19 protein-coding genes and 1 pseudogene are annotated in these 20,468 nt (G+C 60.2%); 10 read left to right on the top strand and 10 right to left on the bottom strand.

Annotated features, from left to right (window positions below):
• Positions 1 to 4: 4 nt before the first annotated feature.
• The 3 genes from bioB to bioD all read right to left on the bottom strand — a co-directional run bounded on the left by bioB (position 5) and on the right by bioD (position 2,546).
• A complete protein-coding gene (gene bioB, locus ACOYW2_RS00685; RefSeq protein WP_482421288.1) occupies positions 5 to 745 on the bottom strand; it encodes a biotin synthase BioB in 741 nt (246 codons plus the stop codon).
• Between the two features lie 215 nt (positions 746 to 960).
• A complete protein-coding gene (locus ACOYW2_RS00680; protein ID WP_482769028.1) occupies positions 961 to 1,836 on the bottom strand; it encodes a pseudouridine synthase in 876 nt (291 codons plus the stop codon).
• Positions 1,833 to 2,546 (bottom strand): dethiobiotin synthase, encoded by a 714-nt coding sequence (gene bioD, locus ACOYW2_RS00675; protein ID WP_482769027.1) that lies wholly within the window; start codon positions 2,544 to 2,546, stop codon positions 1,833 to 1,835. The genes ACOYW2_RS00680 and bioD overlap by 4 nt, the downstream gene beginning before the upstream one ends.
• Before the next feature lie 434 nt (positions 2,547 to 2,980).
• On the opposite strand from bioD, the gene ACOYW2_RS00670 reads away from it, so the two are divergent.
• Positions 2,981 to 3,571 carry a CDP-alcohol phosphatidyltransferase family protein gene (locus tag ACOYW2_RS00670; protein ID WP_482414789.1) on the top strand — a complete coding sequence of 197 codons (591 nt, stop codon included), beginning with the start codon at positions 2,981 to 2,983 and terminating at the stop codon, positions 3,569 to 3,571.
• A gap of 366 nt (positions 3,572 to 3,937) precedes the next feature.
• Here the strand turns inward: ACOYW2_RS00670 and ACOYW2_RS00665 are convergent, their stop codons facing one another.
• Positions 3,938 to 5,080 (bottom strand): ATP-binding protein, encoded by a 1,143-nt coding sequence (locus tag ACOYW2_RS00665; protein WP_482769026.1) that lies wholly within the window; start codon positions 5,078 to 5,080, stop codon positions 3,938 to 3,940.
• 192 nt (positions 5,081 to 5,272) lie between these two features.
• Between ACOYW2_RS00665 and ACOYW2_RS00660 the strand changes: the two are divergent.
• A pseudogene (locus tag ACOYW2_RS00660) lies at positions 5,273 to 6,734 on the top strand (sigma-54-dependent transcriptional regulator).
• 1 nt (position 6,735) lies between these two features.
• On the opposite strand, the gene ACOYW2_RS00655 reads toward ACOYW2_RS00660, so the two are convergent.
• Positions 6,736 to 7,236 (bottom strand): acyl-CoA thioesterase, encoded by a 501-nt coding sequence (locus ACOYW2_RS00655; RefSeq protein ID WP_482769025.1) that lies wholly within the window; start codon positions 7,234 to 7,236, stop codon positions 6,736 to 6,738.
• Between the two features lie 207 nt (positions 7,237 to 7,443).
• Here ACOYW2_RS00655 and ACOYW2_RS00650 point away from each other — a divergent pair, with 207 nt between their 5' ends.
• Together ACOYW2_RS00650 and ACOYW2_RS00645 are read left to right on the top strand one after the other, a co-directional pair.
• The gene (locus tag ACOYW2_RS00650) at positions 7,444 to 8,295 is read left to right on the top strand and encodes a ribonuclease H-like domain-containing protein (RefSeq protein ID WP_482769024.1); all 852 of its coding nucleotides are present in this window, start codon (positions 7,444 to 7,446) and stop codon (positions 8,293 to 8,295) included.
• Between the two features lie 202 nt (positions 8,296 to 8,497).
• Positions 8,498 to 8,785 carry an integration host factor subunit alpha gene (locus tag ACOYW2_RS00645; protein ID WP_180137105.1) on the top strand — a complete coding sequence of 96 codons (288 nt, stop codon included), beginning with the start codon at positions 8,498 to 8,500 and terminating at the stop codon, positions 8,783 to 8,785.
• A gap of 452 nt (positions 8,786 to 9,237) precedes the next feature.
• On the opposite strand, the gene ACOYW2_RS00640 is transcribed toward ACOYW2_RS00645, so the two are convergent.
• From ACOYW2_RS00640 to ACOYW2_RS00625, 4 genes are all read right to left on the bottom strand, one after another.
• Positions 9,238 to 9,393: a hypothetical protein gene (locus ACOYW2_RS00640; RefSeq protein WP_482769023.1), complete on the bottom strand. Its 156-nt coding sequence runs from the start codon at positions 9,391 to 9,393 to the stop codon at positions 9,238 to 9,240.
• Entirely contained in the window at positions 9,393 to 13,313 is a 3,921-nt protein-coding gene (locus ACOYW2_RS00635) for a hypothetical protein (protein WP_482769022.1), read from the bottom strand. The genes ACOYW2_RS00640 and ACOYW2_RS00635 overlap by 1 nt, the downstream gene beginning before the upstream one ends.
• 195 nt (positions 13,314 to 13,508) lie before the next feature.
• A complete protein-coding gene (locus tag ACOYW2_RS00630) occupies positions 13,509 to 14,213 on the bottom strand; it encodes a tRNA1(Val) (adenine(37)-N6)-methyltransferase (protein WP_482769021.1) in 705 nt (234 codons plus the stop codon).
• Positions 14,206 to 14,553, bottom strand: a complete 348-nt coding sequence (locus ACOYW2_RS00625) for a DciA family protein (RefSeq protein ID WP_482769020.1) — start codon at positions 14,551 to 14,553, stop codon at positions 14,206 to 14,208. The genes ACOYW2_RS00630 and ACOYW2_RS00625 overlap by 8 nt, the downstream gene beginning before the upstream one ends.
• A gap of 274 nt (positions 14,554 to 14,827) precedes the next feature.
• Here ACOYW2_RS00625 and hflK point away from each other — a divergent pair, with 274 nt between their 5' ends.
• Together hflK and hflC are read left to right on the top strand one after the other, a co-directional pair.
• Positions 14,828 to 15,775, top strand: coding sequence for an FtsH protease activity modulator HflK (hflK, locus tag ACOYW2_RS00620; protein WP_482414781.1), 948 nt, complete (start codon positions 14,828 to 14,830; stop codon positions 15,773 to 15,775).
• A 58-nt stretch (positions 15,776 to 15,833) separates the two neighbouring features.
• Complete coding sequence (hflC, locus tag ACOYW2_RS00615; RefSeq protein WP_482769018.1) at positions 15,834 to 16,703, top strand: protease modulator HflC; 870 nt, start codon at positions 15,834 to 15,836, stop codon at positions 16,701 to 16,703.
• Positions 16,704 to 16,877: 174 nt separating this feature from the next.
• Here hflC and ACOYW2_RS00610 read toward each other — a convergent pair whose 3' ends face one another.
• Positions 16,878 to 16,976 carry a 30S ribosomal protein bS22 gene (locus ACOYW2_RS00610; RefSeq protein WP_073474648.1) on the bottom strand — a complete coding sequence of 33 codons (99 nt, stop codon included), beginning with the start codon at positions 16,974 to 16,976 and terminating at the stop codon, positions 16,878 to 16,880.
• 268 nt (positions 16,977 to 17,244) lie between these two features.
• On the opposite strand from ACOYW2_RS00610, the gene ACOYW2_RS00605 reads away from it, so the two are divergent.
• From ACOYW2_RS00605 to groL, 4 genes are all read left to right on the top strand, one after another.
• The gene (locus ACOYW2_RS00605) at positions 17,245 to 17,769 is read left to right on the top strand and encodes a hypothetical protein (protein WP_482414779.1); all 525 of its coding nucleotides are present in this window, start codon (positions 17,245 to 17,247) and stop codon (positions 17,767 to 17,769) included.
• A 149-nt stretch (positions 17,770 to 17,918) separates the two neighbouring features.
• Entirely contained in the window at positions 17,919 to 18,131 is a 213-nt protein-coding gene (locus tag ACOYW2_RS00600; protein WP_180137112.1) for an FmdB family zinc ribbon protein, read from the top strand.
• Between the two features lie 264 nt (positions 18,132 to 18,395).
• Positions 18,396 to 18,689 (top strand): co-chaperone GroES, encoded by a 294-nt coding sequence (groES, locus tag ACOYW2_RS00595; protein ID WP_092207912.1) that lies wholly within the window; start codon positions 18,396 to 18,398, stop codon positions 18,687 to 18,689.
• A gap of 89 nt (positions 18,690 to 18,778) precedes the next feature.
• Positions 18,779 to 20,431 (top strand): chaperonin GroEL, encoded by a 1,653-nt coding sequence (groL, locus tag ACOYW2_RS00590; protein ID WP_482414778.1) that lies wholly within the window; start codon positions 18,779 to 18,781, stop codon positions 20,429 to 20,431.
• Positions 20,432 to 20,468: the final 37 nt, after the last annotated feature.

Below are 20,468 nucleotides of genomic sequence, written 5' to 3'. Positions count from 1 at the left end.
CGCATCAGGTCCATATGCGGGTCCCGGGCACCGGGGTCAGGAAATTCATGGGGATGGTATCGGCGTTGAGTGTCCTCAGGGTCAGGGCCAGCTCCACGCGCTGGGCCCAGCTCTCGCCCATGCCCAGGATTCCGCCGGAGCAGACGCCGAAGCCCATCTCAGCGGCCAGCTGGACCGTCTCGATGTCCTCGTCGTAGGTGTGGGTGGTGCAGATGGCGTCGAAGTGGCTGCGGGAGGTCTCCAGGTTGTGATGATACCGCCCCATGCCGCTTGACCGCAGGCGCTCGCCCCGCTTGGCGTCCAGCATGCCCAAAGAGCCGCAGATGGCAAGGTCTGTCTCTTTTCTCAGGCGCTCGGTTACCCGGCAGACCCGATCGATCTCGGCGTCGTTCAGGCTGTGCCCGCTGGTGACGATGCCGAAGCGGGTGGCCCCGGCACGGGCCATGGCATGGCCCCGCTCCACCAGGGTCTCCTCGTCCATGAGGGGGTAGATGTCCACCCCGGTGTCGTGGCTGGAGGACTGGGCGCAGAAGGCGCAGTCCTGAGAGCATTTGCCCGATTTGGCGTTGACGATGGAGCAGAGGAACACCGTGTCTCCCCGATTCTGGGAGCACCTCACCCGGGCGGCTTCAAACAGGAGAAAGAGGGATTCGTGCCCGGCTTCGGACAGAAGCAGGGCCTCTTCCTCCCCTACCTGGTAGGAGGGGTCTGCAATGAGTTGGCGTATCAGTTCATGGGTATGCATGGTGGCGTGTCGCTTTCCTTGAATAAAAAGCCCCGCAAAAAACCGTCTCGGTTGCGCATGCTGCCCGGCTGGCGTTTGCCCCGGGCCACAGGGCCTTGGTTGTATTTAAAGGCCCGTTATACAGCCATATCCCCCGAGCTGTCAACTGCGTCTCCGCGCAGGGTTAACAGATAGGCATTCCCCATGGGCGCTGGTTGTTGCCTCGGTGCACACAGTCAATCAAGGGATCTTGGCGAGATAAAACGGCGTGGTGTCTGGGTGACGGGATCGATGAAACGCACCTCTTTGGCCAGGAGCTTTAAGGGGCGCTCAAAATCGGGCGGGGCCTCGTCCAGGAGGTCCGGGTAGAGGCGATCGTTTTCAATGGGGGCGCCGATGGCGCACATATGGAGGCGTACCTGGTGTTTCTTGCCGGTGACAGGGGAGATACGGAACAGTCCACCCGCACCCTTTGGTTCCATAAGCTCAATGGTGGACTCGGCGTTGCAGGGCCCATCCCCTACGGCCATGCGGAACCAGGGATCTCCCTTGACGAGCCGGTTCGTCACATGAAAGGGGCCGACCCCGTCCGGGCGGCTCAGGGAGAGGGCCTCGTAGACCTTGCTCACCTTTTTTTCCATGAACAGCCCCTGGTAGAGCCCGCGGGTCTCTTTTTGCCTGGAGAAAAGCACCAGGCCTGCGGTCTCGCGATCAATGCGGTTTACGGGGATCAGCTCCGGGTTGTCGAAGCGGTTTCGCAACCGGGTAAGAAGGGTCTCGTTGACGAATTTTCCGGCAGGGATCACGGGCAGAAAGTGGGGCTTGCAGGCAACGATGAGGTGATCATCCACATGGACCACCTCTTCGGCAAAGGGGATGGGATCTTCATGGGCCACCTCCCGATAGTAGCGCAGCACCATCAGGGGGGAGACCACGGCATCCCGGGTAAGGGCAGCGCCCTTTTCATCGGTGACGAGCCCGGAGTCTAAGCGCGCTTCCCAGACGTCCGAAGACACGGCAGGAAAGCGCGCTTCCAGAAACGCCAGGATGGGGGTCCCCGAAGGCACCGCCTCTCCCACCGTCACCGTGGACGCATAAGGGCTCCGGCTCATTCCGCTTCCAGCCCCAGGGCCCGCACCAGGGGAAGCAGGCGCTCGGCCATGGCGTCGGCCTCGGTCTCGATGCAGCACATGCGCCCGATGGACGCCACGGGACGAATACCCGTAATGCGGGCCACGGCCTCCATGTGCTCTGCGATCATCACCGGCTCTGTGGAGCCGTCCCGGTCGATGAAGACCACGAAGGGGTGGGTGATGCCACGGCTGGCCATGGCCTCCAGGGTAAGCAGGGTATGGTTGATGGTCCCAAGGCCTGCACGGGCGGCAACAACATGGATAAATTTTTCTTCGGCCAGGAGGTCGATGACGTTCAAACGCTCGGTCACCGGCACCAGGGCTCCGCCAGCCCCTTCCACCACCAGGGGGCGGCCCAGGGCCCTCTTCTCCTGGATAAAGGTCTTGAACGCCTCCGGGTCTATTTTTTTCCCCTCTTCCCGGGCCGCGAAATAGGGGGCCTTGGCTTCCCGAAAGCAGTAAGAACAGGGGTACTTCCTGGCCTGCGTCACACGCCCGCCCATGAGGGTGAGCACAAAGGAGGGGTCGCTGTACGGGTGCATGGGGCTGTGGCAACCGGTCTGAAAGGGTTTCAGGTAAAGGGGATCCAGGCCCTGGGCGCGAAGGATTTTCATCACCAGAAGGGAGAGGACGCTCTTTCCGACATCGGTGTCGGTGCCGGTAATGCAGATGTCTCGGATGGGGGACATGACGGTCTCCAAATCACGGGTTGGGGGCCACGGAAAAACGGCATGGTAACAGCCCGCGCATCGAACGTGCGGCCCGAAAATCCTGGGGGGGCCGCCGTTTCTATAATCCATGCGGGGGATCCAAAGCCCCTTGATGGCTGACGGAGGGTGTCCCGCCGGGGTTACCCGAAGGTCAGCTTCCGTGGACAGCCTGAAAGACGAATGGGTATAGTGGTACTATGAACAAAAACATATTTCAATCACCTGCGAACCCCATCAGATGTTCCCTGCCCCGGCCGGGAACACAAAAAAAGATCGCACACAAACCTTTTCGTGGATATCCTCCTTGCGAAGGGGAACCTGCGGTGATATGAAGTGTACATTGTTCAAAGAACAATGCAAAAGCCCTGCCATTGGGACTTTTCCTCAGATTCTCACTCGGAGCACACCCACGTATGGCTGGAAAGATAGCACGAACGATCCTATATGCCGTCCCCAACACCCTGAGCCTCTTCCGGCTCGCCTGTTCACCGGTAATCCTCTGGTTTGCCTGGAACGGAGAAGAACGCCCTTTCCTGGCCTTCCTCACCTCTGCCCTGATCTCAGACCTTTTTGACGGTGCCATCGCGCGCATGCTCAAGCACACCACGGAACTGGGCGCCAAGCTCGACAGCATGGCCGACTTCCTCCTGGCCCTGGCGGTCCTGCCCTGCATCTGGTGGCTCTGGCCCCATCTCCTGGAGGCCGAACTGCGCTACTTCATGATCGTTCTGGTGGGGAGCTTTGCCCAGCTCACCTGCGGCTACGTCAAGTTCGGCAGAACCCCGAGCTATCACACCTGGACCTCCAAGAGCGCCACCCTGCTCCTCTCCATCTCCCTACTCGTCCTTCTTTACACCCAGGACATGAGCGGCCCCTTCCGATTCTCCGCCATCCTCCACCTGGCCTCCACCGTGGAATCCATTCTCATCACCCTCATCCTTCCCAGGTGGAACTACAACGTCCACTCCATCTGGCATGCCCTGGAACACTCAAAAGATAAATAAAAAACGCCTCCGGCGGCCCTGCCGGGGGCTAAACGTTTAAAAAGTTTAACAAACAGGTTTAAAACAAGACTTTCAAGGCTTCGCAGGGATACATTCGACTTTTTCGCTTTATTTGCGGAGCTTTGTTTCAAAAAAGCGACTCGTCATAGTTTTTCTAATTAAAATCAAGCAAATACCCAACACCCCTCATCGTATTTCCAGAAAAATGAAATGGGCCTATCATGAAAAAGCGGTTGCCAGACATCACACATCACGCGAATGCCCCGAAATCGTTTGAAAGATGTCTGCATCCATGCATTCGCCATAGGGTTTCAAGGTGCCCCCACCTTGCCGCCGGAGGCACGCTTTTCAAGGCAAACTGAATCGTTAGAGTCTGGCCTTCAACCGGATCAGGAAGGCGCGGGCGCCGAAGGCGACCACCTTGGGGCTCAGCCGAAGAAAAAGGCGGGTAAAGCTCTCCGAAGGGGGGATGTACAGGGGGTTGGGTTCCAGGGAGATGGCCCCTTCCGGGCAGGCGGAGAGGCAGGCAGCGCAGCCGATGCACCGGGTGGGGTCGTAGCGGTGCTCTTTGTTTTCGATGGTGTGAGCGCGGGTGTTGCAGGGGCGCAGGCAGCGACCGCAGTTCGTGCAGGCTTTGGCATCCACCACGGCCTTAAACCGGGGCTCGGCCATGAGGGCCATGCCGCCGAAGTGGTTGATGGTCTCCAGGCCGTGGCAGCAGCACTCGCAGCAGGTGCAGATGGCGTTGGGGCTTTCGTGGGAGACGTTGGCGGTGAGCAGCACGAGGTTTCTCTCCCAGCGTTCCCGGATCACGGCCCGCATCTCCTCGCGGGTGACGTGGTACCCGGTGCCCTGGGGCACCACGCCTTCGGCAAAGGAGCCGAAGAGCAGGCAGCCGTCCTCCACCCGGGCCCGTTTACAGCGGCCACCGGCAAAGGCCACGGACTGTCGGCACTGGCAGACGTTCAGGATGGCAAAGGTGTCGTGGGCGGCCAGGAGTTTTTCCACCAGGTCGGCGTCGGCCACGGTCTGCTGGTGGGACACATGCTCCTCGATGGGGATATTGCGGATGGCAGGGGCCCGGACCCAGCCTAAGAAATCCTTCACATACCCCGTGCCGAAGAGCCGGGTGATGCGATCTCCAAAGCCCCGGTGCATGGGGGTCTCTTTGCCGTTCATGAGAAAGTACTCGAAGATGCCCGGGATCAGGGGCATAAGAGAATACCCGGACGACCCGCCATAGATCACCCGCCGCGCGGCAAGGCGTTCCAGAACGGGAAGGGCCTCTGCCTCGGCCATCTGTGCACGCCGGGCAACGGCCTTGAGTCTTTTGGGTACATAAGAGGGAAGCCCCAGGGCCACCCGGGCCTCTTCCGGGTCAAAAAGATGGCAGACCAAGGCTTGCAGTTCGTCTCCCATGGGTGGACCGATGAGCCACACCGAGCTGAAGCGCCGGGCCAGTTTTTTCTGGTGGATGTCGGGGGATATGTCTTCGCGGGGCATCATCATAGGGGTCTCCCAATGCATGTCATGAAGGATGGAACGAGGGTGGCATTTAATTGTCCAGCCAAAATTTGCCTTTACTCTGGCATGGGTTCAAGGGCACACTCAGATGGTTTGTGTACCATCCATATCAACCGAAATCAACGCAAGGTCATCCATGTGCCTTTCATGCACAGCCTCGCCACCTGAGGAGAGCCCATGATCCGGCTTACCGACACCCAACGCATCTTCTTCGCCCTGGTCAGTGAAGCCATCTACGCCAACCCCTTTGCCGAGGAGCGGGAGGCCATCGACACCCGCATTGCAGGGCTCTTTCCCGGTGCCCGTGTGGAGAGCCTCATTGATGAGACCATCCGAGAGGTAAGCGCCCGGCTGGAGGCCCTTGAGCCGTCGGGTCGCCCCCGCATCGACCGGGTAGAAAAAAAAGACAAAACCCTTGTGGAGAACGCCCTGGTCTTTGAATTTTTCTATCTTTTCCGGGAGCGGTTCGACGCCCTGATTCACCGCCAGGTGGAGGCCGGGGACACCTCCCTGCCCGTCCCCTTTGCCGACGAGGCCCGGGCTTTTTTCCAGGACCGGGGGTTCACCACAGACCAGTTCTGCCACTACATGGCCCTGTGTTACCAGTCCGGGTGCCTCTTCCTCTCTTTTGATCGGGACTCCCTGGTGGGGGAGAGCCGGGCCATGCCAACCTCCGGCGCACCCTCGGAGACGCCTCTACCGACGATATCGGCCTTTACGCCCGCTACCTCATCAACCGCAGGCCGGATTCCACCCTGCTCCTGGGAGACCGGCACAGGCAAGGGCACGGCTGCCATCGCCATCGGCCGAAGCGGCTACATCCCCTTTGACCCGGAACGCAAAACCTTCACCGAGAGCTTTACCCGCACCTTTGTCTCCCTGAACCTCTCCCAGTACCCGGAGACCCTGTTGGAGTCGGAACTTTTCGGCCACAAGAAAGGGGCCTTCACAGGGGCCGTGGAAGACCACAAAGGGGTTTTGGAACGGTGCAGCCCCAACGGGGCCATCTTTCTGGACGAGCTGGGGGAGTTGCCACACCCAGATCAAGCTCCTCCAGGTGCTCCAGGAGCGCGAGTTCACCCCGGTGGGAAGCCACCTCAAGACCCGGTTCAACGGCCGGGTCATCGCCGCCACCAACCGCCCCTTTGAAGAGATCACGGGCAGCGGGGGGTTCCGGGACGATTTTTTCTACCGGCTCTGCTCGGACATCATCACCGTGCCCCCCTTGCGGGTCCGCATCGAAGAGGACCCCGAGGAGCTCACCACCCTCCTGAACCACACGGTGACCCGCATGGTGGGCAAAGCATCCCCCGAGTACACGGACATGGTCCTGGAGGTCATCCACCGCCAGCTCGGCCCCCATTACCCCTGGCCCGGCAACGTCCGGGAGCTGGAGCAGTGCACCCGAAGGGTTCTCATCAAGAGGAGCTACCTCCTCTCCCGGGATACGGACGACACCTCCCTCACCGAGGCCCTTGCCCGGGGAATCCGCAACGGGGAGATGGACCTGAAGGCCCTGACCTGCACCTATTGCGCCATGCTCTACAGGCGGTACGGCACCTACGGCGACGTGGCCCGCATCACGGGCCTGGACCGGCGCACCGCAAAAAAATACATCGAAACATTTGACGCGGACTGACTCAGGAGCCCGCCGTCTCCTGGCGGGCCAGCATGCGCTGCTTCTCTTCTAAACGATGGGCCCTTCGGTAACGGGCCTCTTCGTTTCGACGGCTGTCCTCCGGGGTCTCCGGGAGCACGGGGAGCAGTTTTTTCACCTTGGAGTCCTCGGCGTAGAGGGCCACAAAGGTGAGGTACGCACTGGCCACGTGCTTTTTCTCACCGGTCAAAAGGTTCTCTCCTTCCACGCGCACCCCGATCTCCATGGAGGTACTCCCCACCATGTTGAGGCTCGCCTTCAAGGTAAGCAGCTCCCCGATGAACATGGGCTTGAAAAAATCCAGGCGGTCGATGGAGGCGGTGACGCAGTTGGTGCGGGAGTGACGCGTGGCCACCACCCCTGCAGCGTTGTCGATGTACTTCATGATCACGCCGCCGTGGACGTTTCCCGCCGGGTTGGCGTCCTGGGGCAGCATGAGATGGGAGAGGATCACACGGCTTTCTGAGACGGGGTGTCCCTGCATAACGACTCCTTGTCAGGTTGGTGAAAATATGATGTTTATGGTGGGCTGACCCATGGATGGGTCGTCGGTCGGCTCCTTTCGGAGTGAAACGGCATAGCCGCCACCACCGGAAAACGTCCGGCAAGGGCATGGCAAGCTGCCCGCCGTCATGGCACAGGAAACATAATAACCCGGCAAGATCATTGTCAACATATTAAAGGAATTTCCGTGATTCAACACAGTTTCATCCACATGCAGGGGGTGGGCAAAGCCACCGAAGAGAAGCTCTGGCACCGGGGAATCACCACCTGGTCTCTCTACGAGGAGGCCCACGAACGGGGTGAAAAACTTCCCATGCCCGGCACCGTGCTTCCGGGCATCCGCACCTCCCGCCGCCGCTATGAAGAGGGCGATCTCCTCCACTTCGAGGGGCTCATGCCCGCCGGGGAGGCCTGGCGACTCTTTCCGGGCTTTCAAGAGACCACCTGTTACCTTGACATCGAAACCACGGGGGACGGCCCCTGGTGTGATATCACCACCATCGCCCTTTACGACGGCAACACCGTACGGACCTACGTCAACGGAGAGAACCTTGCCGACTTCGGGGAGGCTGTGTCCCCCTTCACCACCGTGGTGACCTACAACGGAAAATGCTTTGACATCCCCGTCATCCGACGCGTTTTAGGGATTCCCATGGAGATGGCCCACATCGACCTGCGCTACGTCCTGGGGAGCCTGGGCATCAAAGGCGGCCTCAAGCGCTGCGAAGAGACCCTCGGCATGGGTCGCACGGACCTGGCCGGTGTGGACGGCTCTTCTGCCGTGGTGATGTGGGACCGTTACAAACGAACCGGGGAGCGGCGCTACCTGGAGACCCTTCTGGCCTACAACGTAGCAGACACCGTCAACATGGAGCCCCTCCTGATAGAAGCCTGCCGCATGCGCAGGGACGCACTCCCCGAGGGAGCCAGGTTTTCCCTTCCCACCCCGGGAAGCCCCCACCTCCCTTACGCTCCCGACCATGGAGTCATTGAGGAGATGCGTCGGATTTACCGATCCTCCCACGGGAACCCGTGGTAACCATGATAGATCCTCGTGGCCCATTGTCAGGTGAAGTCAGCGGGAATTGGTAAGCATGCTGACGTGCCCTTCAGTAAAAAAAACGTGCTTCCCCACCGTAACACTCTTGATTTTCATTAAAATTACCCATATAAAGAATAACTGTTTTGCACGCAACCCTTGGAACATCAAGTTTTGGAAATATCTTGCGGGAGCACCGACAATGGCACTTACGAAGACGAACATTGTGGATCAAGTTCAGGAAAGCATAGGGTATTCGAGGAAACGCAGCAGTGATCTTGTGGAGACCCTGATTGAAATCATCAAAGACACCATCGGGTCAGGAGAAGACGTCCTGGTCAGCGGGTTCGGAAAGTTCTGCGTCAAAGAAAAAGGCGCACGAAAAGGGCGCAACCCGGCCACGGGAGACGACATGATGCTGGAAAAGAGAAAGGTCGTCACCTTCAAATGCTCATCGGTTCTTCGGGACAGGATCAACGATCACCGCTGAACACCCCGTGTCTTCAGATTTCAAAAAAAAGCCCCCTTCGAGTCAGATCGAAGGGGGCTTTTTTTTGTATCCCGCTCAAACAAACAGAGGCCTTCCATGGTTAAAGCGGATGAAAAAACCAGCCTCCGGCGGCCAGGTGGGGGCACCTGGAAACCCTGTGGCGAATGCATGGGAGCAGACATCCTGCAAACGATTTCGAGGCATTCGCTTGACTTTAACCGGAAGGATTCCGGGGACTTTCGAAAAGTTTGACAAACAGGTCTTGTTTTTTGAGGGTGCGTCCCTACAGGGCATAGCCCCCTCTTCTTTAATTTTATTACCGGAAAGTTTTTGCGGAGCTTTTTTCAAAAAGCGACCCGCCGGAGGCAACTGAATGTTTAAATGCGTTGCCCCTGCGGCAGGGCCGCCGGGGCTTGCCTTTTGGGCCAGCACTGGCCATAGAAGCCTTGGCGTTACGACTCGGGATGTTCCGCATGGGCGGCGGGCGCTTCCGGATCTTTCTTTTTTTCGGGCCTGCTCATCCAAAACCCGCCTTCCCCCAGGGAGCCTGCGGCCCACCGGCCCCATCCCACCACCTTCAGGGCCAGCCAGAGAGACCATGCAAGCATCACCAGTCGAAAGCTCCACACCGGCAGGGTCCAGACGGCCGGTTCGTGAACCTGCACGGCCACCCAGTACCACTCACGGTCCAGCGCAGCAAGATGGCGGTGGAGCCGTTGCCGGACACCTGCATGTCCGGGATCCCCAGGAGTCCTGCTCTCACCGCCTCAAAGAGGACCAGCACCACCAGCACGCCCCAGGCCACAAGGCCAAGCTGCATGCCGTTAAACACCAGGCGCTTTGAAGGCCGTTTGCGCCGCCTGACCTCCAGGGCGAAAAACCACCCGGCGGCCATCACCACGGCGGGCAGGCTGCGGGTCACAAGCCCCAGCCCCAGAAGGGCCCACTCGGTACCGGACAGGGGCGAAAAGGGGAGCCGGCCCAGCAGGGCCCCAGCCAGGATCACCAAGGCCACGATGCTCCACATCAGCACGGCAGGGCCCAGCACGGGCCCTTGGGTCCAGAGGATCCATCGATCCCTTGACAGGTGCATGATCAGGTCGATGTTTGAGGTGCTGCGGCCCAGGGAGAGATCGGGCATGGCAGTTTTGCGGGGTACCAGCAGACTGAACAGGGAAAAGCCTTTTGTATCGGAGGCTCGCCAGGAGACCCGGACCTCGGATTCTCCCGGGTCCACGGGCACGGTAAGGGCCCCGCCCTCCTCAGGAACGGGCACCGGCTCTCCTGAGACGGTCACCTCCTTGACGTTGGGGTTGAAACGGCTCGTCACCGCCACCTCCGCCCCCTTGGAGGCGCGAATGCCCGCTTCGAGTTCCATGCGGGTCTCCCCCCTGCCGGGACGAAGGGTAACACGGGCCCGATCCACGGTGAGGGTGCGTCCCACGGCACCGGCAAAGCGCGACACGGAAAGGTTCACGGTCTCTCCCCGCCTGGGCAGCCACACCATGCCTTTTCGGTCCGTGCCCCCTGTGGGGGCGATGCCCTTCCAGGCCAGGTGCCAGATGGGATCCAGGTGAAGGGTCCAGGCCTCCACCACGCGCCCGCTGTCCGGGGCCTTGAGGGCAAGGGGCGTGCCCGGGGGAAGCACGCTCTCCCATCGCCTCCTCGTCACCCCGGAGGGAAAGGTCACGGACACGGAGTCTCCGGTGCGCTTGACGCCTTTGAGGTCGGTTCGGATCTCCTCCCCTGCCAAAAGGTCCAGGGACATCACCACCGGCGGGCCGGAGAGATCCCCTCCGTTGCGGGTAACGGTGGTCACCACCCGCCACTCCAGACCGAACTCCATGCGGCGCTGCACGCGGAACCAGCTGAACAGTCGCCCTTTGCCGGTAAGAGGCTTGCCCGTGTCCCCATCTGCGGCCATGCGGGTGGCCCGGATCACCCCGTCCACCTGGAGGGTGTCGGTGAGCCCGGAGACCTGCCAGCCCTTTGTCCCCTCCACCCGCACCGTCCCCGGCGCAAGGGGGAACCGGAAGGTCCACTCGCCTCCGCCGCCCTCGGCGCTCAGGACCACGGTATGGATCCCGGGGGTCACACGCACCCAGGTCTCCCCGTCCACCTTCAGAAGCTCAAATTTTCTTCCTCGCTTATCGGCCACCGAGGCGATGCGCCAGCTGCCGTCCCCGGACGGAAGGGGAACAGCCACGTGGGCCTGGGCATCCACCTGAAGCACCAGGCGCGCCGGGTCCGACTCTTTCTGCGGCAGGGTCAGCTCGGCCCGGGACAGGGCAGCACAAAAGGGAGCGCAGGGAGGTGGTTCCGTGAGCCGGGAGCGAAGTTCATCAAGGAGAGGTGCAGGGGGAAAGGCGTCGGCAGAAGCTCCCCGGGGAAGCAGGCAGAGACAGACACCCAGCAGCAACAGGGCCTGGGCCCCCTGCCGCCGGAAAAAACCGCCGGGGGGCACCGGGGCCACCCGCAACAAAAGGAGAAGCAGCACAGCCACCCGAACCACATGGAGACCGCGCCGAAGGCTCGGTGGCACAAGGTGCAGGGTCACGCTGTGGGATTCGGCGGCCGGGCCCGTCACTGCGGCCACACGCATCCAGCGCCAGGATGGCAAAGCGGGCCCGGTCTGGGTCTCTCCCTCATCCGGGGGAAGGACCATCCGCGGGCGAGCCCTTTTCTCTGTTTTGGCAAGGCTGGAACGGGAGACAACCTCATCCATCTGCATCATGGACTCCATGGGGGATTCCATGGGCCGGGCAGCCCCGTCCGTTTCCATTCCAGCCCCACGGTACGCCCCCCCATGCCGCAGCTCCAGCTGGGGGTACAGGGCCTGGCGAAGCTGCTGGGATGCAAACACAAGGGAGACGGCAACAAGAGAGACGAGGACGGCTCCGTGAAGCCCCCTTACCCCCCGGCCCCACAGGCCGGCAAGCCGTCCGTCGCCCTGGACGGCCAGACGCATGAGGGCGGTGGTGACAAGGACCGCCGGCCAGAGAAGGCCCGGTGAAAAGGGCTCCTGCCACACAAGGGCCAGGCCGGGAACAAAGAGGCATCCCCAAATCGGTCCCCAGATCTTAAAGGCAGCCACCCCCACCACGAGAATCAGAAAAAAATCAAGGAGGGACCAGGCATCCAGAAACACACGCCCCGACTCCACGGCGGCCCCGGCAACGGCCAGAATCCCCCAGCCCACAGGCAGATGAACCACCATGGAGGTCCGGTCAAAGGCAAGGTTCCACCCCACGGGCAGGGCCATGGGGGAGGTGTCCCTGCCCATGCGGGAGACGGCATCAAGGGCAACGGCACCTTTCTGCACCTCCACCCCGAACCGGTCCCGACCGGAGTCGGCCACCATGCGGTCCCGCCCGTCCAGGCGGATGCGGCCGGGCTGAAAGGGCCCGTCCGGAAGAGAGACAAATCGCCGGGCATTGAGCTCACCGGAAATCCGATCCCTCACCGTGGCCCCGCCCCCGTCAAAATCGAGCCACACCTCCCGGTCCAGGGTGAGGCGGGATGCGCCCTTCCCCTGGCCCCGCCTCACCTCGGTGACGCCAAGGACATCGTCCTTTTTCGCCAGGTACGCGGGAAAGCGTTTCCAGGCCTCGGGCAGGCGGGTCATGTGGGGATCCACCTGTTTCAAGCCCTCCAGGGAGACCAGCCGCATGGAGGACGAGCGCCTGAACACCCAGACCTCCGGGCCAAAAGGGGCTGCAAAGGGGGCAAGGGTGGAAAGGATATCGTCGTAGACCGCGGTGACGGTCACCGTCCATTTTCCCGGTTTCACGTCCACTTCAAGGCTTCCGTCCTCCCCCATGCGGGCAGGCAGGTCACTGGACAGGGAGACCGGAGAGGTGTCGGCCAGGAGAATCCCCTCCAGGGTTTCCCGGCGCTTGCCCCCTGAAACCGAAAGGGTAAGGCGTGTGGTGACGGTGGCGGGCAGGACGTCGGCAAAGAGCCGCGCCGCCTCCACGGAGAGCTGGTCGTTCTCCCTGGGCGTCTGCCGTGGGCGGTTCATCCAGAGGCGATGGTCGCCGTCAAGGTAGGGGGCTTCCACCACACCACCGTCCACGGTCAGGGCAACGGAGGCAGTGGCGGGGGGCACGGAGATGGCGTGGGGACGGCGGGTCCAGCTGAACCGGCCGGAAAGGCTGTGGGGCCCGGCCCCAAGGTAGACCCGGGGCCTGCCGTCAGCCAGGGTCACGGGGATGGGGGCGCCGTCGGCCGTCACCGTATGGGGCCTCAGGGTGGTGTCCCCGGGAAGGCCCACGAAGCCGTCGGCAAAAAGGGTCACCTCCTGACGGAAGCGTCCCTGCGCCTGATCCGCCACCAGGTGAAGGGTTCCCGGCCAGAGGCATAAAACGCGGTCGCTCTCCCCGTTGAGTCCGGGGCAGGCCACCTGCGCCTCCCCGTCCATGACCCACCCCTGCCAGGGTGCCAGGGGTTCCGGTACCGTCACCTCATCCGAGGCCCACCCTGCCGCGCTTGCCAGCAACACGAAAAAAACCGTCAACAACCGTTTCATCCCCATCTCCTTAGAACGCTGAGTGCACATGCCCGTTTTCCCCGACTCACAGCCACCCTGGAGCCAGGGCCGAAAAATCCATGCGGATAACGCCTTTTGTCAACCAGGCAACAGGCTGGTCCCTTCAGGGCCGCAGGGGTCGAAGCGACGACCCGTCGCCATCAACCATCCTATTTTTTAAACATTTTATCAACCTCATCCGTCAGGGTTCCGTCGTATTGATGGACCGTCAGGGGAGGCAGGGTGTGGAAGGATCCGGGAAGCCTGCCAAGGGAGAGAAGCAGGCGTTTGGGGGGCGCACCGGCATGGGAACTGACCATGCGGAGCCGCAGGGGATAGAGCGTTTTCTGGTGTGCAACAGCCAGCACCTCCTCGCACCGCTCCGCCGGATAGACCAGGTGCAGTAATCTGCAGGGTGCCGAGGTTGGCAAGGGTGGATCCCAGAAGCTGGGAAGGGGAGAGGCTTACTTCATGACGGGCGATGGCTTTCTGGTCCCGGGGGTTCAGACGGCCACAGCCCAAGGGGGTGTAGGGCGGATTGCTGATCACCAGGTCAAAGGGGCCGCCGGGGTAAGGCCCCTGGCACCGGCGCATGTCGGCATGGTGGATAAAGGCCCGGTGGGACAAGTTGTTTTCCAGAACGTTTCGCCGGGCAAGGCGGGCAAGGGAGGCCTGGAGCTCCACCCCCACCACCTGTTTCAGGCCGGGGTACCGACACGCCAGGACCAGGGGCATCACCCCGCAGCCGCACCCCAGGTCCAGGAGGGATTCCGCGTCTCCGGCCTCGGCAAAATGGGCCAGCAGCACCGAGTCCATGGAAAACCGGTACCCCCTCTTCTCCTGATAGAGGACCAGCTCGCCGTCAAACAGGGTGTCTGCGGTGAGCTCGGTGTCACCCACGCTCATCCTCCGCCACGTGGCCGATGGAAAAACGGATCTCCCGAAGGGTCTCCTCCCCGAGCTGTGCGTTGATCCTGGCCACGATCTCGTCTTTCATCATGGAAATACTCCTGGCCACAGAGCTGTCCACGGTGACAAGCAAAAGGGTCCCTTTGAACGCCTTGGGGCGTGTGTGGCGCGCCACCTCTTCACCCACGGCCTCGGTCCAGGTCTTCCAGAGGGAGAGCAGTTCAAGGTCCGCACGCTGGGTCAAAGAGCCCAACTGTTGTGACAGGAGATCCCCCACATGGGTGGCCCCGTCTTTTTTTCCATGTCGTTTCATGGCTCGAAGATTCAACATACCTGCCCCTGCCTGTCAACCTCCGGTGTGGTCCCTCTCGCAACTTTATGCGAGTTTCCACTTTGATCCTTGAAAGTTTTCACGCATTTTATTAGATTTTTAACAGTGTGCCTTCGGCATGAGACCCTTCACGAATCTGCAATCACAAACCACAGGAACCACTATGAATTGGGACTGGGACAAACTCAGAGAACAACAGAGTCAGAAAAAACCCTTCGGTGGCGGCGGAGGATCGGGCGGTGACGGCCCCAACCCCCCGCAGTTGGATGACCTGATGAATCAGTTTAGAAACTTCAGGCTCCCCGGCGGACTGATCCTCATCGTTCTTTTTCTTCTATTTTTCGGCAAATCCATGATCTACACCATCGGTGTCGGTGAAGTGGGCGTTATTCAGCGGTTCGGGCAGTACTCCCGCCAGACCCTGCCCGGCCTTCACCTGAAGCTGCCCATCGGCATCGAAAAACTCACCAAGGTCAACGTCGACATCATCCGGAAAGAGGAGTTCGGTTTCACCGAAAACCAGTATTCCGGTCGGCCCGGCGTGACGCCCAGGGACGATGTGTCCCTCATGCTCACCGGCGATCTCAACGTGGGCCTCGTGCCCTGGCTGGTGCAGTACCGCATTGAAGATCCGGTGAAATACCTCTTTGAGGTGGATCAGCCCGAGAACCTGCTGCGGGACATGGCCGAAGCGTCCATGCGCCTGGTGGTGGGGGACCGCACCATCAACGAGGTGATCATCAAGCGTGACGAAATCGCCATGGCGGCCAAGGAGAGACTCCAGAGGGAACTCAACGAGGCCAAGACCGGCATCACCATCTCCACCATCGAGATGAAAAAGACCAACGTGCCGGGACCGGTCCAGCCCTCCTTCAACGAGGTCAACAAGGCCCAGCAGGAGAAGGAGACCATGATCTACAAGGCGCGGGAAGCTTACAACACAGCCATCCCCGCAGCCCGAGGGGAGGCCGAACGCACCATCCGGGCGGCCGAAGGCTATGCCCTGGACCGCATCAACCGTGCCAAGGGTGACGCCTCCCGCTTCCTCTCCCTGTATGAAGAGTACGCCAAGGCCAAAGATGTCACCACCCGGCGCATCTACCTGGAAAAAATGGGCGAGATCCTGCCCAAACTCGGCCGGAAGTACATTGTGGATGAAAAACAGCAGAACCTGCTTCCCCTGCTGAACATGGGACCGGGCAAGGAGGCGATGGCCAAATGAAAAACAGATCGGCAGCCCGACCCTGATCCTTGTCTTTGCCGCCGTGGCCGTGCTGGTCATGTCCGCCTACACCGTGGACGAGACCGAGCAGGTGGTCATCACCCGCTTCGGTAAAGTCATCGGCGAACCCACCACCGATGCGGGGCTTCACTTTAAGCTCCCCTTTGTGGACCAGGTCAACCCCTTCCCCAAAAACCTGCAGCAGTGGGACGGGGAGAGCGGTGAGATCCCCACACTCAACAAGACCTATATCCTGGTCAACACCTTTGCCCGCTGGCAGGTGGTGGACCCGGTCCTCTTCTTCCAGACCTGTCGGGACGTCCGCGGCGGCCTCATCCGCATCGGGGACATCATCGACCCGGCGGTGAAAAACGCCATCGCCTCCTACGACCTCATCGAGACGGTGCGGAACTCAAACCGCCTGGAGAACGTGGACGACTTGGTCCTGGGAGAGATTGGAGAGGAGTACGAAGCCAACCAGACCATCAAGGCGGGCCGTAGCGTCATCACCCACCAGATCATGGAAAACGCCGGGGAGAAGCTCAAGGGCTTCGGCATCAGCCTGGTGGACGTCAAGATCAAGCGACTCAACTACCGTGACGACGTGCGAAATTCGGTCTACGACCGCATGATCGCCGAGCGAACCCAGATTGTGGAGAAGTTTCGGTCGGAAGGCCGGGGCGAGGCCCAGAAGATCCGGGGCGAGATGGAAAAGGAACTCAAGAAGATCGAGTCCGAGGCCTATCGAACAGCCCAGGAGCTTAAGGGTAAGGCAGATGCGGAAGTCACCAGTATCTATGCCGATGCCTACGGTGAAAATATCTGGAGCTCTACTCCTTCACCAAATCCCTGGAGGTCTACGGGACCGCCCTCAACAAAGAGAGCACCCTGGTCCTGTCCACGGACTCCGAGTTTCTCAAGTACCTGAAAGAGAGACGTTAGGGGATCATCTCCAGAGCAGGCTCAGTGCACGGCCCTTTCGGGGCCGTGCACTTACATCGCGCTTACCAGGCCGGCGCCTGCCCGGCCCTCGGACACAAAAAAAGCACCTGAGCGCAAGCGCCGGTGCTTTTTCTGTTTAAACAAAATCGGGATAGAAACCCTATTTGCCCTTGCGTCGCTGATGACGAGTACGGGCCAACAGTTTTCTATGCTTGTGCTTGCGCATCTTCTTGCGCCTTTTTTTAATCACGCTACCCAACAGACCACCTCCGTTCATAGAGATATTTTATGCAATCATAATCACATTGAATGTGTGTTTTGGTAACCGCCGAAGAATCAAACCGAGCGAAACATAAACGCTGCACGGTCAGGTACACGAAAAGAGCGTCTCTTCCATCATGCACTCACCCTGGGTAAACCCGGGAAAGCATGTAACTTCCTTACCTTTTCATCACTCTACGGCGTTACACAAAACAAGAAATTATCACCTTTACCCTCACTTTGTCCACATGTTTTTCCAGGAGACCATGGACCGACACCTTTTCAACAGCGACGAACTCACCCTGGTCAATCGGGCTGTCTCCGTTTCCGAGGAGCTGGTGAGCGACCATTACAAAATCTCGGAAAGCCAATGGCTTAGAAACCGATTTGACGTCAAGACCGGCAAAGACTTAACGGACCAGGAACGCGTGAACCAGGATGTCTTCGCCCAGGTCATCCGCTACCGGGGCGTGCCTTCCCCCAACGCGGGCGCCCCCCGGGAGTTCGATCTGTACATGATCTGCCTCCAGGATCACGCCATCCTGAAAGAGGTGGAGACCAACACCGACGTCTCCATCTTCCCCTTCCTCTGCTATATCTTCGTGCATGAGCTGGTCCACATCATCCGCTTCGGGCGTTTTCTCCAGAGTTTCACCACGCCCACGGCCCAGCGGGAGCCCGAAGAGAAACTGGTCCATGACCGGACCCGGGAGATCCTTTCAAGGACGAGCCTTCCCGGCATTGAAAAAATTATGTCCCAACACTGGGCGATCCGGCATTGCAGCAAATAAATCTGGGCCCATACCCCGGGGGATTTTTTTTAAAAGGGATTCTTGACAAGCGTTTTATCCTGATTATATTTCAGACGTTCAAACGCACAGGTCCCAGGCGTCAAGGCCTTTGAGATCTGATTCTTAGAAGCGACGAGGAGGTAACCACCATGCCGATTTATGAGTATGAATGCACCGAATGCGGTGAAGTGGAAGAGGCGGTCCAGAAAATGACCGATCCGCCCCTTACCCGGTGCAAAAAATGCTCCGGACCACTCCGCAAACTGATCTCCCACAGTTCCTTCCACTTAAAGGGTGGGGGATGGTACGCTGACTCCTACAGCAGTACGGGAGGCGGTTCCAGCACATCCGGCGGCTCTTAGGCCGGCCGGGCTTCAAGCAAGGCGCCACGCCTGGGCCCCCAGGCTCTGACGCAACCATGATGCACCTGCAGGACGTCACACAGTAAAAACGCAACGCACCCGCCCCCATGGGGGCGCGGCCTTCAACAAGCCGGGCGGCAGCTGTTTTTTGTGGATCTACTAAGGTGTCGTGGCATATATCGTGTTTATTTAACCAGACATTTCTTCTTCAGATAAACATCTTACACCATTTACGTGGATACAGCGCAAAGGAGAACAGGAATCATGAAAATCAGACCGTTACAGGACCGAGTATTGGTAGAACGTCTGGAAGAGCAAACCACCACCAAAGGCGGCATCATCATCCCCGACACCGCCAAAGAGAAGCCCGCAGAAGGGCGTATCGTGGCCGCAGGCCAGGGTAAAACCAAAGAAGACGGCAGCCTCATCCCCATGGAACTGAAAGTCGGCGACCGTGTTCTCTTCAGCAAGTACGCCGGAAGCGAAGTAAAATTCGACGGAAACGACTTCCTCATCATGGGCCAGGACGACATCCTCTGCGTCGTCGACGAAGCTTAGGCCCCGGTTGCAATCCACGACCTGACTGTAATAGATATTCTAACGACCTGAACTCAACATTTTCAACATACACGGAGGTTCGGTGAACCATGGCTAAACAGATTATTTACGATGCAAAAGCACGCGAAAAAATGCTGACCGGGGTCAAGACCCTTGCTGACGCTGTCGTCGTTACCTTAGGTCCCAAAGGCCGCAACGTTGTCATCGACAAATCCTGGGGTTCCCCCACGGTTACCAAAGACGGCGTCACCGTCGCCAAAGAGATCGAGCTGGAAGACAAATTCGAAAACATGGGCGCCCAGATGGTCAAGGAAGTTTCCTCCAAGACCAGCGACACCGCAGGCGACGGCACCACCACCGCCACCGTTCTCGCCCGAGCCATCTATGAAGAAGGCCAGCGCCTCGTGGTTGCCGGTAACAACCCCATGAGCATCAAGCGCGGCATCGACAAAGCCATCGAAACAGCCGTTAAAGAGCTCGTCAAGATCTCCAAGCCCACCAAAGATCAGAATGAGATCGCCCAGGTCGGCACCATCTCCGCCAACAGCGACGCCACCATCGGCAACATCATCGCCGAGGCCATGAGCAAGGTCGGCAAAGAAGGCGTCATCACCGTTGAGGAAGCCAAGTCCATGGACACCACCCTGGACGTTGTGGAAGGCATGCAGTTCGACCGCGGCTACCTCTCTCCCTACTTCGTCACCGAAACCGAGAAGATGGTCTGCTCCCTCAACGACCCCTTCATCCTCCTCTGCGAGAAGAAGGTCTCCAGCATGAAAGACCTCCTGCCCATCCTTGAGCAGGTTGCCAAGACCGGCAAGCCCCTTCTCATCATCGCAGAAGACGTTGACGGCGAAGCCCTGGCCACCCTCGTGGTCAACAAGCTCCGCGGTACCCTCAACGTCTCCGCCGTCAAGGCCCCCGGCTTCGGCGACCGTCGCAAGGCCATGCTCGAAGACATCGCTGTTCTCACCGGCGGCCAGGTCATCTCCGAAGACCTCGGTGTCAAGCTTGAGAGCATCACCCTGGAAGACCTCGGCAAGGCCAAGAGCGTTGTCATCGACAAAGACAACTCCACCATCGTAGACGGCGCCGGTTCCCGTACCGCCCTGGAAGCCCGCGTGAAGATGATCCGCGCCCAGGCCGAAGAGTCCACCAGCGACTACGACCGTGAGAAGCTCCAGGAGCGTCTGGCCAAGCTCATCGGCGGTGTTGCCGTCATCAGCGTCGGCGCAGCCACCGAGACCGAGATGAAAGAGAAGAAGGCCCGCGTGGAAGATGCACTCAACGCCACCCGTGCTGCTGTTGAAGAGGGTATCGTCCCCGGCGGCGGCGTGGCCCTGGTTCGTTGCATCGACGCCCTCACCAAGATGAAGGTCAAAGCCGAAGAGAAGATCGGCGTCAAGGTCGTAATGCGCGCCATCGAAGAGCCCCTCCGCATGATCGCCAACAACGCCGGTGTCGAAGGCTCCGTCGTTATGGAAAAGGTCAAGAACAGCGAAGGTTCCTTCGGTTACAACGCAGCCACCGACGTTTACGAAGACCTCCTCGAAGCCGGCGTTATCGACCCCACCAAGGTGGTTCGTCTCGCCCTTCAGAACGCTGCTTCCGTAGCCTCCGTCATGCTCACCACCGAAGCGATGATCGCTGATCTTCCTTCCAAGGAAGAGCCTGCAATGCCCGCCGGCGCTCCCGGCATGGGCGGCATGGGTGGCATGGGCGGCATGGGCGGCATGATGTAAGACCGCTTCAGCGAAGGCGCCGCCCGGCGCCTTCCTG

The sequence above is a fragment of the Desulfoluna sp. CLI2B genome (assembly GCF_056847375.1).
Note: the sequence above shows the minus strand (reverse complement) of the source record. Positions and strands in the feature narration are given on the sequence as shown.

Coding starts and splice junctions, on each gene's coding strand:
- ACOYW2_RS00605 (WP_482414779.1), top strand. CDS start 17,245: ATGGACCGACACCTTTTCAACAGCGACGAACTCACCCTGGTCAATCGG.
- bioB (WP_482421288.1), bottom strand. CDS start 745: ATGCATACCCATGAACTGATACGCCAACTCATTGCAGACCCCTCCTAC.
- hflK (WP_482414781.1), top strand. CDS start 14,828: ATGAATCAGTTTAGAAACTTCAGGCTCCCCGGCGGACTGATCCTCATC.
- ACOYW2_RS00645 (WP_180137105.1), top strand. CDS start 8,498: ATGGCACTTACGAAGACGAACATTGTGGATCAAGTTCAGGAAAGCATA.
- ACOYW2_RS00680 (WP_482769028.1), bottom strand. CDS start 1,836: ATGAGCCGGAGCCCTTATGCGTCCACGGTGACGGTGGGAGAGGCGGTG.
- hflC (WP_482769018.1), top strand. CDS start 15,834: ATGTCCGCCTACACCGTGGACGAGACCGAGCAGGTGGTCATCACCCGC.
- ACOYW2_RS00600 (WP_180137112.1), top strand. CDS start 17,919: ATGCCGATTTATGAGTATGAATGCACCGAATGCGGTGAAGTGGAAGAG.
- ACOYW2_RS00635 (WP_482769022.1), bottom strand. CDS start 13,313: ATGAAACGGTTGTTGACGGTTTTTTTCGTGTTGCTGGCAAGCGCGGCA.
- ACOYW2_RS00665 (WP_482769026.1), bottom strand. CDS start 5,080: ATGATGATGCCCCGCGAAGACATATCCCCCGACATCCACCAGAAAAAA.
- ACOYW2_RS00625 (WP_482769020.1), bottom strand. CDS start 14,553: ATGTTGAATCTTCGAGCCATGAAACGACATGGAAAAAAAGACGGGGCC.
- groL (WP_482414778.1), top strand. CDS start 18,779: ATGGCTAAACAGATTATTTACGATGCAAAAGCACGCGAAAAAATGCTG.
- ACOYW2_RS00640 (WP_482769023.1), bottom strand. CDS start 9,393: ATGCTTGCATGGTCTCTCTGGCTGGCCCTGAAGGTGGTGGGATGGGGC.
- bioD (WP_482769027.1), bottom strand. CDS start 2,546: ATGTCCCCCATCCGAGACATCTGCATTACCGGCACCGACACCGATGTC.
- ACOYW2_RS00670 (WP_482414789.1), top strand. CDS start 2,981: ATGGCTGGAAAGATAGCACGAACGATCCTATATGCCGTCCCCAACACC.
- groES (WP_092207912.1), top strand. CDS start 18,396: ATGAAAATCAGACCGTTACAGGACCGAGTATTGGTAGAACGTCTGGAA.
- ACOYW2_RS00655 (WP_482769025.1), bottom strand. CDS start 7,236: ATGCAGGGACACCCCGTCTCAGAAAGCCGTGTGATCCTCTCCCATCTC.